This window comes from Rhodococcus sp. SJ-3 (assembly GCF_051918125.1).
Lineage (GTDB): Bacteria > Actinomycetota > Actinomycetes > Mycobacteriales > Mycobacteriaceae > Rhodococcus.
Window position 1 is genome coordinate 5,593,585 of the sequence record NZ_CM123306.1, and the last position, 13,759, is coordinate 5,607,343.

Sequence of the window (13,759 nt, forward strand, 5' to 3'; positions counted from 1 at the left end):
AGACTCTGGACCTCCCGGGGGCCCCGGTGAGCGAAAGCGCGCGCTGCTACGCCTTGACGATGGACACGCGCACACCTTCTCCGAGTTCGATCGGATCGGTCTCTGCTGCGACGAGCTCGAACGTCGTTGCGAGGATCTCACCGGCGATCAGATCACGGTGGCGGGCCGCCCACTCGGCGCGGGCCGCAGGGACTTCGAACTGCACGGAGATGCGATCCGAGATGTCCAGTCCGAGGTTGCGTCGCGCATCCTGCAGTTCGCGAATGCGGTCCTTCGCCCAACCCTCGGCCTCGAGTTCCTCGGTGACCGCGGCGTCGAGCACCACAAGTCCGGCCCCGCCGGGCAGTGCCGCGGTCGACTCCGGTTCGGCGGCCACGAGCCGTGTGGTGAACTCCTCCGGCAGCAATGTGATGCCCGCTGCAGTGACAGTTCCGTCGGCGTTCTCGCTCCAGTCTCCGGACTTGACGGCCTTGATCACTTGCTGGACGTCCTTGCCGAGCCTCGGACCTGCCGCGCGAGCATTGACGACGACCTCGAACCTGCCATGCGATTCGACGTCGTCGGTGAGGACGACGTCCTTGACGTTGACCTCGTCCTTGATCAGATCGACGAACGGCTCCAATGCTGCCGCAGCGGCACTGGCGACGGTGACCTGCGGCAGCGGCAGCCGTACCCGAAGCTGCTGGGCCTTGCGCAGCGACAACACCGTCGAGCACACCGATCGCACGTCGTCCATGGCCGCTACGAGGTCGGGATCGGCGGGGAGCTCGTCTGCGGCAGGCCAGTCGGCCAGATGCACGGAGCGTCCACCAGTCAGGCCACGCCAGATCACCTCGGTCGCCAGTGGCAGCAGCGGGGCCGCAAGCCTGGTGACCACCTCGAGCACCGTGTGCAATGTGTCGATCGCATCGGCGTCCTCGTCCCAGAACCGTGATCGCGACCGACGCACGTACCAGTTGGTCAGCGCGTCGCAGAAGGTGCGCACCTCGTCGCATGCGCCCGCGATGTCGATCACCTCGAGTGCCTCGGTCACGGACTCGCGGGTCTCGGCGAGTTTCGCCAGGATGTACCGATCGAGCACATGGGTCGAGTCGGTGCGCCACGTGCCGGACTTCGGCGCGTACAGCTGCAGGAAGCTCCACGCGTTCCACAGCGGCAGCAGGGCCTGCCGCACCCCTTCACGGATCCCCTGTTCGGTAACGACGAGGTTGCCGCCGCGCAGGATCGGCGACGACATGAGGAACCAGCGCATGGCGTCCGAGCCGTCGCGCGCGAACACCTCGTTGACGTCCGGATAGTTGCCCTTCGACTTGCTCATCTTGAGGCCGTCCTCTCCGAGGACGATGCCGTGCGCAGCAACGCATTTGAATGCCGGACGATCGAACAGCGCGGTCGCGAGGACATGCAGCGTGTAGAACCAGCCGCGGGTCTGCCCGTTGTATTCGACGATGAAATCGCCGGGGTAATGCGAGTCGAACCAGTCCTGGTTCTCGAACGGGTAGTGCACCTGCGCGAACGGCATCGAACCCGACTCGAACCAGCAGTCGAGAACTTCCGGCACGCGACGCATCGTCGACTTCCCGCTCGGATCGTCCGGGTTGGGCCGCGTCAGCTGGTCGATCATCGGGCGGTGCAGATCATCCGGACGCACACCGAAGTCGCGCTCGAGTTCGTCGAGCGAACCGTAGACGTCGATCCGGGGATACTCGGGATCGTCGGAGACCCACGCGGGTATAGGGCTGCCCCAGTAGCGGTTGCGGCTGATGTTCCAGTCGCGGGCACCTTCGAGCCATTTACCGAACTGACCGTCGCGGATGTGTTCGGGGACCCACGTGATCTCCTGATTCAGCTCGACCATACGGTCGCGGAAGCGGGTGACGGCCACGAACCACGACGGCACAGCCATATAGATCAGCGGTTGACCCGAACGCCACGAGTGTGGATAGGAGTGCTCGATCGTCTCGTGCCGCAACAGTTTTCCGGCGGCCTTGAGATCCTTGATGATGACCGGGTTCGCATCGAAGACCTGCAGGCCCTCGTAGGGCGGCACCATCGAGGTGAACCTGCCGCCCGGGTCGAGCGGCTGTACCAGTTCGATACCGTTGCGCTGGCAGTACTCCATGTCCTCTTCACCGAACGCCGGTGCGAGGTGGACGATTCCGGTGCCGGACTCGGTGGTCACATAATCCGCGGCGATCACCTGGTGGGCGTTCTCCCGGCCGACGAAGAAATCGAACGGGGGCTCGTACGCGAGGCCCACGAGGTCACTTCCGGCGTATTCGGCCAGCACCTCGGGTTCGTCGCCCAGCTCGCGTGCATAGTGGCCCAGTCGATCCTTCGCCAGCAGGTACGTCTTCGCATCGGCGCCCTCGCCCGCGCGAACCGAGACGTAGGTGATCTCAGGGTGAACCGCGACCGCCAGGTTCGACGGCAACGTCCACGGCGTCGTGGTCCAGATCAGGGCATTGGCACCGTCCAGCTCGGTGCCCGGTGCGCGCAGGACCATGTCGACGGTGACCGCCGGGTCCTGCCTCATCTTGTACGCATCGTCGAGCCGGGTCTCTTGGTTCGACAGCGGTGTCTGCTCGTACCAGCTGTACGGCAGCACACGGAAACCCTGGTAGATCAGCCCCTTGTCGTACAGCGATTTGAACGCCCACATGACCGACTCCATGAAGTCCAGGTCGAGCGTCTTGTAGTCGTTGTCGAAGTCCACCCAGCGGGCCTGCCTGGTGACATAGTCGCGCCACTCACCCGTGTAACGCAGCACCGACTGCTTGCAGTACGCGTTGAACTCGGCCAGGCCCATCGTGTCGATCTCGGACTTGTCCTTGATGCCGAGTTGCTTCTCGGCCTCCAGCTCGGCCGGCAACCCGTGGGTGTCCCATCCGAATCGGCGGTCGACCTTCTTGCCGAGCATCGTCTGGAAACGCGGAACGACGTCCTTGACGTAACCCGTGAGCAGATGCCCGTAGTGCGGAAGCCCGTTCGCGAAAGGTGGGCCGTCGTAGAAGACGAATTCCTCGGCGCCCTCGCGATTGGCGATGGATGCCTTGAAGGTCTCGTCCTCGGCCCAGCGCGCGAGGACCCGTTCCTCGAGGTCGGGGAAGTCGACGCCGATGTCCTTGGCGACACCGTAGTCGACCTTCGGGTACCCGCCGGTCGGTGCAGTGGAATTGACGTTCTCGGTCACCGCGTGACTCCTCCGTGCCTCACATTCTCGGCACGGGGACGATCACGGCGCATTCTGCGCGGTCACCGCGGTACCACCCCGCTTGCACTCGCGGAAATATCCGCGATGTGCCTCTTCATTGGGCTGTCACGGGCCCTACCCGTTCGGTTCTACTGAGCGCCCCGCGAATGCATCTGCATTCGCGCGGTGCCGTTCTTCCGAAGGCTCCCCGGTGATAGCCGGATCGACACCATCCCGCACCCGCGGGAACCAGCAACAACGTGTACTGACCTCTACCGCACAGTACCCGTGAAGTCATTGTAGGCAGTGCCTGTCATTCTCGTGAATCCTGCTGGTCATCGCCTCGCGTGCGGCGCACACTCGGCGTGGCACGCCGACTGGCGGTCTCCCCCCGAGTGGGGGCTTCCCGCGAAGTGAGTGAACTCCCGAGCAAGAGCACCCCGCCGACGACACACACCGCGATGCAGCCCCAGGCCCACGCGATGGATCCGGTCATCAAGGCAATGACGAGAAGACCGAATCCGATCGCCGCGAGAACCAACGTCACGACGAGCACGACACCTCCTCAACCGAGGTGGGGAACAGGCCCGGGGCCTCGCTCAGCTGTTGCCCTTGGCGAAGGACGACGAACCGAACGACGACGAGTTGCCCTGGTTGAACGCATCTGCACCGCTGTCTACCGGCACCGCGGAACCGCGCTGCTCGAGCTCTTCGAGCTGCGATTCGAGGTACGACTTCAGGCGCACGCGGTACTCACGCTCGAACGTCTTGAGACGTTCGATCCGGTCTTCGAGAACGGAACGCTGCTGGTTGATCGTCGCCATGATCTCGGTGTGCTTCTTCTCTGCATCCGCCTGAAGACCATCGGCCTTCTCCTTTGCCTGACGGAGCTGCGTCTCGGATCGCGTGCGTGCGTCGGAGAGCATCGCGTCGGACTTCTGGCGAGCATCGGCAATCATCGCCTCGCTGCGCGTACGCGCATCCGAGACGAGCTGCTCGGAGTTCGTGCGAGCGTTGCGCACCAGCTCCTCGGCCTCCGACTTGGCGTCGCCGGTGAGACGATCTGCCATCTCTTGCGCGAGACCGAGCACCTTCGCGGCCTGCATGCTCGCATCGCCACTGGCCGGCGCAGCTGCTGCGACCGGAGCGGGCGTGGGCGCCGGTGCAGGTGGCGGGGTGGGATCCGGCTTGGGGGCCTCGACCACCCGCGCCGGTTCCGCCTTTGCCTGCGACACTGCCGGTGCAGCAGAGCGCGGGGCCTTCTTCGCTTCGGCAAGCTCCTGGTCGAGCTCCGCGACGCGCTGGCGCAGGTCTGCGTTCTCCTCGATCAGGGACGTCAACTCCTGCTCGACGAGATCGAGAAAAGCATCGACCTCGTCCTCGTTGTATCCGCGCTTCCCGATCGGAGGCTTGCTGAACGCGACATTGTGCACATCAGCTGGTGTCAGCGGCATGGAAGGATCCCTTCACGCGTCAAATAAGCGGTCAAGCAGGCGTTCCGTAGTTCAGACAGTGCGTCACGCGTATCAGAACCCACTGTATATTGCCTTCCATTCTGGCACATCGGAGCGCGCGAACGCCCTGCGACGGCACCACGACGGCGCATCTCAGATTCCCCCGCTCCGAGGGATGAATGCCATCAGGAAGTACACGATGAACAGCAAGACCATGATGGATAGATCGAGCCGGATCCCGCCCAGATTGAGCGGGGGGATAAGGCGCCTGAGCAGCTTCACCGGCGGGTCGGTGACCGTGAATATCGCTTCCAGGATCACCACGACGAATCCCGCCGGCTTCCAATCCCGCGCGAAGGTTCTGATGAACTCGACAATGATTCGTCCGATCAGCAGAAGCCAGAAGATGAACAGCAGGAAGTACAGCACATCGAATACGGCCACCCGCCCACTCTGCCCGACGAACCCGAACCCTTCCAAACCGAAACGCCCGGCCTGCAGTTATCTGCATCACGCCGGGCGTTTTCGGTATGCGTTCGAGGGAGACGAGCACGGTGCCGAGGTCTGGCACCGCGTGGGCTACTGCTGACTGTAGAAGCCGGTCTCGGCGATTCGGCGGCGCTCTTCCGCCGACACGTCGATATCGGCGGGCGAGAGAAGAAAGACCTTCGTCGCAACCTTGTCGAAAGACCCGCGCAGCGCAAATGCCAGCCCGGCCGCGAAGTCGACCAACCGTTTCGCGTCGGCGTTGCTCATTTCGACGAGATCCATGATCACCGGGGTTCCATCACGGAACCGCTCACCGATCGTGCGCGCCTCACCGTAATCGCGTGGACGCAGCGTCGTGATCTTCGACAACGGACCTCCTTCATCGAACAGCGCGCCGCGCCGTGCCTCGGTCCGCTCCAGTCGCGACTCCGCGGCCATCGTAGACCGTGCAGGAGAGCGCACCGGAGCCGCCGTCGGACGCGGGGCGCGGGCAGTGATCGGCTCGACGCGGGCGCTGCGCGGCGGGGGGTCGTATCGATCGAAGTCGTCTTCGGGGAAATCACGCTCGGCCTCGTCGCGACGCGGAGCGGGGTATTCGTCTCGGCGCGGCACCGCGTACGCGCCGTACGGCTGTTCACCGTAGTCACGCTCACGACGTGGGCTCGCTGGGTCGTCGAGGTAGTCGTCCTCGTAATCCTCGAGCGGGACCATTCCGAAGTAGGCCTTGAACTTGTGGAGCGTGCTCATCGATCGCCTTTCCCTCGCGCGGCGGTTGAGATTCAGGCTAACGGTCTCGCACCCAACACTCCCGTTCCGACACGCACGCATGTCGAACCGTGGCGTACGGCATGTTCGAGATCACCCGACATCCCCGCAGACAGTTCATGCGCTTCGGGGTACCGCTGCCGCAACCTCTCCCCCAGCTGCGCGAGCGCCTCGAACGAAGCGTCGGCATCCGCGCCGAGCGGAGGTACGCCCATCAGCCCCGCCAGCTCGAGGCCGTCGGCAGCAACCACCGTATCGGCGAGAGCATCGAGGCCGTCGGTAGGGACACCACCGCGTTGCGGGTCACTGTCCAGACTCACCTGCAGCAGCACGCGCAACGGCGCGGATCGTTCACCGGCGTCCAGGGCTGCCGCGACCCCCGCCTCGAGAGCGCCTGCCAGTCGAATGCTGTCGACCGAATGCACCGTGTGCGCCCAGCGCGCAACAGCCCGGGCCTTGTTCCGCTGCAGCCGACCGATCATGTGCCATTGCACTGCCGGGTCGGGTACCTCTGCCCGGAACTGCTGGATCTTGGCGTGCGCCTCCTGCTCACGGGACTCTCCGAAGGTGCGGCATCCCAACTCGTGCAACAGAACCACGTCCGACGCCGGAAAGTACTTCGTGACGGTCAACAAGCCGACCTCCGAGGGGTCGCGCCCGCTGGCACGTGCCGCGTCGTCCAACCGACGCCGAACCGAGTCGAGCCCGCGAGCGAGTTCGTCACGCCGGCCCTGCCGCGCTGTATCACTCACTGCGAAACTTCCTCGAGCCAGATGACGGAGGCCAACCTACCGGTCGGCGCACCTCGGCGGTGGCTGAACAGGGTCGGGTCCTCGATGGTGCACCGCGGATCTTCGGCCACGGCCGCAACGCCGTGTTCGATCAATTGCCTGCGCAGGCCCGCGCGGAGATCCAGCCCGGCCGTGCCTTCGACTGTGCGTGTTGCACTGCCGGGAAGATGCGTCTCCACGTCATCGCGCATCGCAGCAGGTACTTCGTACCGGCGTCCACTCGCGGCCGGACCGAGAAATGCCCCGATCCGGTCCGCGCGTGCACCGAGTGCGATCATCGCATCGAGGACCCTCGGGATGATGCCGATACGTGCGCCGATACGCCCCGCGTGTGCCGCGGCCACGACACCGGCTTCTTCATCGGACAGCAACACAGATACACAATCGGCACTGAGGGCGACAAGCGCGAGCCCGGTCGCGGTGGTGACGAGAGCGTCGGTCGCGGCTACGGGCTCGGTGACAGGGCCGTCCACCACGGTGACGTTGCGGCTGTGGATCTGCTCCATCCACACGAATCGTTCGGTTGGCAATCCGATGACCTTGGCCAGGCGCTGCCGGTTGGCTGCGACAGCTGCGGGATCGTCCCCCACGTGGTCACCGAGGTTGAAGGAGTCATAGGGGGGAGCCGAGGCCCCGCCGGTCCGTGTGGTCACGACCCGGCGGGCACGCACTCCCGGGTGAGGCGCTGTCAACGCCGCATGAAAATAGGCACGTCCACGTCGTCATCGCCGTCGTCGTCGACTTCGACCGACCGCGCAGCGCTGCCACCGGCCGGGGGAAGCCCGCTCGACGCCGGCACAGGCTCACGGACCGGCGCTTCGTCGGTACCGTCGCGATCGGGACGGCCCAGCTCGCCTGCTCGACCGGCACCGATGGCACCCGGTCGGGCATTCGGCTGCGGGTTCTGCTGTGACTGCTGTCCCTGCTGCTGTCCGGGTCCTGCCTCGACGGGACGTCGAGTCGGAGTGCCGCCGTCGAAGCCCGCCGCAATCACCGTGACACGCACCTCGTCTCCGAGCGAGTCGTCGATGACGGTGCCGAAGATGATGTTCGCGTCGATGTGTGCAGCTTCCTGCACCAGCGAGGCTGCCTCGTTGATCTCGAACAATCCGAGGTCGGAGCCGCCTGCGATCGACAGCAGCACGCCTCGCGCACCCTCCATCGAGGCTTCGAGGAGCGGTGAGTTGATCGCAGCTTCCGCGGCCTTGATCGCACGCCCTTCCCCCCGCGACGAACCGATGCCCATGAGCGCACTGCCCGCTCCGGACATCACGCCCTTGACGTCGGCGAAGTCGACGTTGATCAGGCCCGGGGTGGTGATGAGGTCGGTGATCCCCTGAACACCGTTGAGGAGGACCTCGTCGGCGGACCGGAAAGCATCCATGAGGCTGACCGCAGCGTCGCCGAGCTGGAGCAACCGGTCGTTGGGGATCACGATGAGGGTGTCGCACGATTCGCGCAGCGTCTGAATGCCTGTGTCTGCCTGACCGCCACGCCGCTTGCCTTCGAAGGAGAAGGGGCGGGTGACGACACCGACCGTCAGTGCGCCGAGCTTACGCGCGATGCTCGCCACGACGGGCGCGCCGCCGGTACCGGTACCACCGCCCTCGCCGGCGGTGACGAAGACCATATCGGCGCCCTTGAGCACCTCTTCGATCTCGTCCTTGTGGTCTTCGGCAGCCTTACGACCCACTTCGGGGTCTGCTCCTGCGCCCAGGCCACGAGTCAACTCGCGTCCGACGTCGAGCTTGACGTCGGCGTCGGACATCAGGAGTGCTTGTGCATCGGTGTTGACCGCGATGAACTCGACTCCCTTGAGTCCCTGCTCGATCATGCGGTTGACCGCGTTCACGCCGCCACCGCCGATACCGACGACCTTTATTACGGCGAGGTAGTTGTGCGGGGGCGTCATGGGCTCTCGCCTTCCTGGGATTTCGGGTTCACACTTCGATCGATCTTTCCGAGGCACCCGCCAAACCCTCAACCATAGCTTGAAGGTTATGTCAAGTACCCGACTGCTGCGAAACGCTATGGCACAGCAGCCCGAATCCGCCAGCAGACTCGCCGACGACACGCCACCAATTTCACAGCGACCTCCTCACCGAACCGTCGGAAGGTCCGGACTGGCAACATCGAACTGCTGCCCGGGCTGGGCCAACAGGGGCAGGATCACTGCAGCCTTGCGATCCGAACGCTCCACCGCGCCCCACACGACCACTCGACCGTCCGCCAGGATGAGCGAGATATCCGAGTCCGAACCTGCCGCGACCTCCTGTACCTGCACGGCGAGTTCCGGCGGCAGCAGTCCGATGATCTCCACCGCCGCTGCCGTCGCGGGGTCACCGGTACCCGGTGACGCCGTGACGAGCCGGGGGGTCATCAGCGGAGGCGGCTCGACCGCAAAGTCCACGCCTTCCGCATCGACGGAGTGCGTGCCGTCCGGTCCGTCGAAATAGACCACGGCGACACGCTCGACGATGGTCACCCGCACTGTCGACGGGTACGACCGCTGCACCCGGACCGACGCGGCGCGGGGAAGCGCCGAGGCGACACGTTGCGCGGCTTCGGCAGTATCGACCTGCAGCAGCGGCGTGCCGTCGGCGATATCGAGGCTCGCAAGCACTTCTTCGCGGGTGATGACGTCGTTGCCGGTCACTTCCACCGAGCGCACCGACAGCAACGGCGAGGTCCACGCCACCACAATCGCTGCGAGCAGGGCGACCACCACGACTCCGCCGATGAGCACCGTGCGCAGACGCACGGAACGGCCCGAGGGACGCCGTGCTGAGTTGTTCGCTCCGAGAGCCTCGTCCCGCGCGGACATCCTGACACGGCGACCGGCGCGCTTGCTCCGCGGCGCTCTACGTTCGGTGGTCTTCGTGGAATCGGGTGTCACGAACCGCTCGACTCCGTTCCGACGCCCGCCGACCGGAAACGTCCCGGCTTGCTGTGCAGGGCGTCGAGGATCTGGCGTCCGAGCATTGTGACGTCTCCCGCACCCATGGTGATGACGATGTCGCCTGGGCGGCTCAACCGAGCCACCTGGCGCGGTACGAGCGACAGGTCCGGTTGGTAGTGCACCGGTTTCGATACCGCTTGGGCGACCAGTGCCCCGCTCACCCCGGGAATCGGTTCCTCGCGCGCCCCGTAGACGTCGAGAACCACCACTTCGTCGGCCAGGTCGAGGGCGGCGCCGAACTCCGTCGCGAAGGTTTCGGTGCGTGAATACAGGTGCGGCTGGAACACGACTATCACTCGGGGACGTTCGGTTCCCGACTCCGTGTAGCGCAACGGCTCGCCCGCCACGAGTTCCGCGGCTGCGGCGAGGACGGCGCGCACCTCTGTCGGATGGTGCGCGTAGTCGTCGAAGACCCGCACACCTTGTTCGCGCCCGCTGAACTGGAACCTCCGGTGGACACCGCCGAAGCCTGCGAGTCCTTCGATCGCCTCGTCCACGGACGCGCCTGCCTCGAGTGCTGCCAGAAGGGCAGCAAGCGCGTTGAGGGCCATGTGCCTGCCCGGTACCGACAGACGGACCGTGCGCGGGGTGTCTTCACCTGCGAGATGGAACTCGGCGACACCGCCGATGTCCTTCGGCTCCCACGCGAGCAGACGCACCCCGACCGGGACACCTCGGACGGCCGTGGAAGTCCCGATGACCTGGGCCGTGCCGTATCCGGAGATCCGGAGATCGGTACGACCGAGTGCGACCACGCGCTCGGCGAGTGCCGCGGACCCTGCATCGTCGAGACAGACGATGAGCAGGCCGCCCGGGGCAATCTTGGCAACGAAATCGTCGAACACCTCGGTGTACGCCTCGGGGGTGCCGAAGAAATCGAGGTGATCCGGTTCGACGTTCGTCACGATCACGACGTTCGGATCGTATCGGAGCAGTGAGCCGTCACTCTCGTCGGCTTCTGCGACGAAGACGTCCCCGCTGCCATGGTGCGCATTGGTCCCGGATTCGTTGAGTTCACCGCCGACTGCGAAGGACGGGTCGAACCCGCAATGCTGGAGAGTCACGACCAGCATCGAGGTGGTGGACGTCTTCCCGTGCGTGCCGGAGACCAAGTATGTGCGGTACTCGTGCATCAGGGCCGCGAGCACCGCTGGCCGAAGCAGAACGGGGATGCCCCGCTCGCGGGCGGCCACGAGTTCGGGATTGTTCTTCGGAATCGCGGCGTGCGTCGTGACGACCGCGGTCGGCCCGCCGTCGATCAGGTCGAGTGCGTCGGCATGATGACCGATCCGTACCTGCGCTCCTCGCGCGCGCAGCGCGAGGACTCCTCGGCTCTCCTTGGCATCCGATCCTGACACCTCCCCACCGCGAGCGAGCAGGATTCGGGCAATGCCCGACATTCCCGCACCGCCGATCCCCACCATGTGCACCCGCTGAAGCTCCGCGGGCAGCTGCGCGCTCATTCTCGACTCCTGTTCGGTTCCACGTCGGCGACCTCGAGCACGATACGGGCCACTTCGGCTGCGGCACTGCGATGTCCCGCGGCCGCCGCGTTTCGTCCCATCTCGGCGAGCCGGTCGGGGTCACCCAGCAACGGCGTGACCGTATCGGCCATGAACGCCGACGTGAGCTCGACGTCTGCCACGATCATTCCACCACCTGCTGCCACGATCGGCCGGGCGTTGAGTTCTTGCTCGCCGTTGCCGTGCGGTAAGGGAACGTACACGGCCGGTAGTCCGACCGCGGAGACCTCCGCCACGGTCATTGCTCCGGAGCGGCAGACCACCGCGTCCGCCGCCGAGTAGGCGAGGTCCATTCGTTCCAGATACGGGACAGCCACATACGGTGCCTTTGCATGACCCGGATGGGCCGGAACGTCGACGGTGTTCTTCGGACCGTGCGCGTGCAGAACAGCGACTCCGGCCTCGGCGAGGCTTGCCGCGGCACCGACCACCGCCTCGTTGAGGGACCGAGCCCCCTGCGATCCGCCGAACACCAGCAAGACCGGCACGTCGTCAGGGAGACCGAAGTGGCGACGTGCCTCGGCGCGCAGCGACGCGCGGTCGAGTTCGGTGATCGAGGATCGCACTGGGATCCCCACGATGTCGGCCTCGCCCTTCCTCTTGATGCCTGATCCGGGAACTGCGGCGAGTACCCGGGAGGCGCGCAGGGCACCGATTTTGTTGGCGATTCCGGCGCTGGCGTTCGCTTCGTGCACGACAACGGGAATACGTCGTCGGCGGCGCAGTACTCCCCCGCCTGCCGCGAGGTATGCGGGCAGTGCGACGTAGCCACCGAATCCGACGACGACGTCCGCTTCGACACGGTCGAGTATGTCGCGGGTGCGGCGAACGGATGCCACCACCCGCGCGGGGAGCGCGAGGAGGTCGCGGGTCGGCTTGCGCGGCAGCGGCACCGGCGGGATCAATTCGAGCGGATATCCGCGGCGCGGCACCAGCGTCGTCTCCAGGCCACGTGAAGTTCCGAGCGCGGTCACCACGGCATCCGGCATCAGGTCACGTATCGCGTCCGCTACCGCGAGCGCCGGTTCGATATGTCCTGCCGTACCGCCTCCTGCCACCACGACGGACAGTCCTGGCTTGTCCCCACTCACCGACGATTTCCTCGCTCTCCGGTCCTGCCGTTGCCGTTACGTCTTCGTGGTTGCTGCGAAGTCGCGCGGCTGTTCTTCGTGCGTTCTTGTTTGGTGCCACGCGCGCGAGCGCCCCCGGTGTCACGGCCGCGAGCGCCCCCGGTGTCACGGCCGCGAGCGCTGTCGGGCGAGCGTCGCCCGGTCGTGGCTGCGGCGGGTGCACGCCGCGTCCGCGTCGCAACCGCGGTTCCGCCGGGGCGAGGGTTGCCGCGTCCGCGCGGTGGCTTCGCTCCGCGGAGCGATCCGCCATGTGCATCACCGCGTCCGGGTCGGTAGGCCTCGGGTTTGCGGATCTTCATGATTCGGGCCAGTCGTCCGTCCTGGCCTGCGTGTAGGGCTGCGATCGCTTCCGGTTCGTGTCTGGCGGCGTTGGCGATCAGGCCGAACATGAGCAGGGTGGTGGCGGTGGAGGTGCCGCCTGCCGAGACCAGCGGAAGCTGCAGACCGGTCACGGGCAGCAATCCGACGACGTAGCCGATGTTGATGAAGGCCTGGCCGATGATCCACACGGTGGCGGTGGCGGTGAACAGGCGGAGGAAGGGATCGACCGAGCGCATGGCGATTCGTAATCCCACGTAGGCGAAGAGCGCGAACAGGCCGATGACCGCGAGGCCGCCGATGAAGCCCAGTTCTTCGCCGATGATCGCGAAGATGAAGTCGTTGTGGGCGTTCGGTAGGTAGCTCCATTTGGCGCGGCTCTGACCGAGACCTCGGCCCCAGATTCCGCCGTCGGCGAGCGAAAAGCGCGCCTGCCGCGCTTGGTACCCGGCGCCTTGGGGGTCGTCGCCGGGGTTGAAGAACGCTCGGACGCGCGCCGAGCGGTATCCGGCCGTCAATGCAAGGACGGCGGCACTGGCGATGGCGGTGCCGACGATTCCGACGAAGATCTTCAAGGGCAGCCCCGCGAACCACAGCAGGGCGAGTACGACGATGACGAGGGAGACGGTCGTCCCGAGGTCGGGCTGCAGGACGATGAGGATGGTCACCAATAGCGCCGCGGGAACGAGCGGCACGATCATCTCTTTGAGGGTGGAGTTCTCCCCGCGCCTCGAGGCCAGCAGGTGGGCGCCCCACAACGCGATCGTGATCTTCGCGATCTCCGAGGGTTGCAGGGATATGCCTCCGACGACGAACCATCCCCGGGTGCCCTGCGATTCGGTTCCGATACCGGGTATCAGTACGAGTACGAGCAGCACCACCGAGACCGCGAAGGCGGGGAAGGCGAACCGGCGCATCATGCGCACAGGGATCTGTAGAGCGACGTAGAAGGCGACGAAGCCGAGAAGGGCGAAGACGATCTGCGACGTGAACATTCGGTACGGCGAGTCCTCGGCTGCAACCGCTTCCACACTCGACGACGACAGCACCATCACAAGCCCCAGCACCGTGAGCAGGACGGCGATGGTGACGACGAGGTGGAACGACGCGAGGGGTCGCGCCATCCACTGCCCGATC

At 65.8% G+C, this 13,759-nt stretch carries 12 protein-coding genes; all 12 read right to left on the bottom strand.

From position 1 onward, the window contains the following. Window positions 1–46: 46 nt before the first annotated feature. Window positions 47–3,193 (bottom strand): isoleucine--tRNA ligase, encoded by a 3,147-nt coding sequence (gene ileS / locus ACTDXD_RS25995; protein ID WP_440125025.1) that lies wholly within the window; start codon window positions 3,191–3,193, stop codon window positions 47–49. 313 nt (window positions 3,194–3,506) lie between these two features. Further along, window positions 3,507–3,749, bottom strand: coding sequence for a hypothetical protein (locus ACTDXD_RS26000; protein WP_440125026.1), 243 nt, complete (start codon window positions 3,747–3,749; stop codon window positions 3,507–3,509). Between the two features lie 43 nt (window positions 3,750–3,792). Then, the gene (gene wag31, locus ACTDXD_RS26005; RefSeq protein WP_440125027.1) at window positions 3,793–4,647 is read right to left on the bottom strand and encodes a DivIVA-like cell division protein Wag31; all 855 of its coding nucleotides are present in this window, start codon (window positions 4,645–4,647) and stop codon (window positions 3,793–3,795) included. A gap of 153 nt (window positions 4,648–4,800) precedes the next feature. Then, on the bottom strand, window positions 4,801–5,091 hold the full coding sequence (locus ACTDXD_RS26010) for a YggT family protein (RefSeq protein WP_169686435.1): 291 nt from the start codon (window positions 5,089–5,091) through the stop codon (window positions 4,801–4,803). 135 nt (window positions 5,092–5,226) lie between these two features. Further along, window positions 5,227–5,883: a cell division protein SepF gene (locus ACTDXD_RS26015; protein WP_440125028.1), complete on the bottom strand. Its 657-nt coding sequence runs from the start codon at window positions 5,881–5,883 to the stop codon at window positions 5,227–5,229. A 32-nt stretch (window positions 5,884–5,915) separates the two neighbouring features. After that, window positions 5,916–6,653 (bottom strand): YggS family pyridoxal phosphate-dependent enzyme, encoded by a 738-nt coding sequence (locus ACTDXD_RS26020; RefSeq protein WP_440125029.1) that lies wholly within the window; start codon window positions 6,651–6,653, stop codon window positions 5,916–5,918. Continuing rightward, a complete protein-coding gene (gene pgeF, locus ACTDXD_RS26025; protein WP_440125030.1) occupies window positions 6,650–7,384 on the bottom strand; it encodes a peptidoglycan editing factor PgeF in 735 nt (244 codons plus the stop codon). Before pgeF ends, ACTDXD_RS26020 begins: the two co-directional genes overlap by 4 nt. After that, on the bottom strand, window positions 7,381–8,604 hold the full coding sequence (gene ftsZ / locus ACTDXD_RS26030) for a cell division protein FtsZ (protein WP_440125031.1): 1,224 nt from the start codon (window positions 8,602–8,604) through the stop codon (window positions 7,381–7,383). Before ftsZ ends, pgeF begins: the two co-directional genes overlap by 4 nt. Before the next feature lie 186 nt (window positions 8,605–8,790). Further along, window positions 8,791–9,453 carry a cell division protein FtsQ/DivIB gene (locus ACTDXD_RS26035; RefSeq protein WP_440127805.1) on the bottom strand — a complete coding sequence of 221 codons (663 nt, stop codon included), beginning with the start codon at window positions 9,451–9,453 and terminating at the stop codon, window positions 8,791–8,793. Window positions 9,454–9,584: 131 nt separating this feature from the next. Further along, on the bottom strand, window positions 9,585–11,114 hold the full coding sequence (murC, locus tag ACTDXD_RS26040) for a UDP-N-acetylmuramate--L-alanine ligase (protein WP_440125032.1): 1,530 nt from the start codon (window positions 11,112–11,114) through the stop codon (window positions 9,585–9,587). Continuing rightward, window positions 11,111–12,265, bottom strand: coding sequence for an undecaprenyldiphospho-muramoylpentapeptide beta-N-acetylglucosaminyltransferase (murG, locus tag ACTDXD_RS26045; RefSeq protein WP_440125033.1), 1,155 nt, complete (start codon window positions 12,263–12,265; stop codon window positions 11,111–11,113). The genes murC and murG overlap by 4 nt, the downstream gene beginning before the upstream one ends. Next, complete coding sequence (ftsW, locus tag ACTDXD_RS26050; protein WP_440127806.1) at window positions 12,262–13,746, bottom strand: putative lipid II flippase FtsW; 1,485 nt, start codon at window positions 13,744–13,746, stop codon at window positions 12,262–12,264. Before ftsW ends, murG begins: the two co-directional genes overlap by 4 nt. Window positions 13,747–13,759 lie beyond the last annotated feature (13 nt).

Excerpts from the sequence above, each read along its gene's own strand:
- wag31 (WP_440125027.1), bottom strand. The coding sequence starts at position 4,647 with ATGCCGCTGACACCAGCTGATGTGCACAATGTCGCGTTCAGCAAGCCT.
- ACTDXD_RS26015 (WP_440125028.1), bottom strand. The coding sequence starts at position 5,883 with ATGAGCACGCTCCACAAGTTCAAGGCCTACTTCGGAATGGTCCCGCTC.
- murC (WP_440125032.1), bottom strand. The coding sequence starts at position 11,114 with ATGAGCGCGCAGCTGCCCGCGGAGCTTCAGCGGGTGCACATGGTGGGG.
- ftsZ (WP_440125031.1), bottom strand. The coding sequence starts at position 8,604 with ATGACGCCCCCGCACAACTACCTCGCCGTAATAAAGGTCGTCGGTATC.
- ftsW (WP_440127806.1), bottom strand. The coding sequence starts at position 13,746 with ATGGCGCGACCCCTCGCGTCGTTCCACCTCGTCGTCACCATCGCCGTC.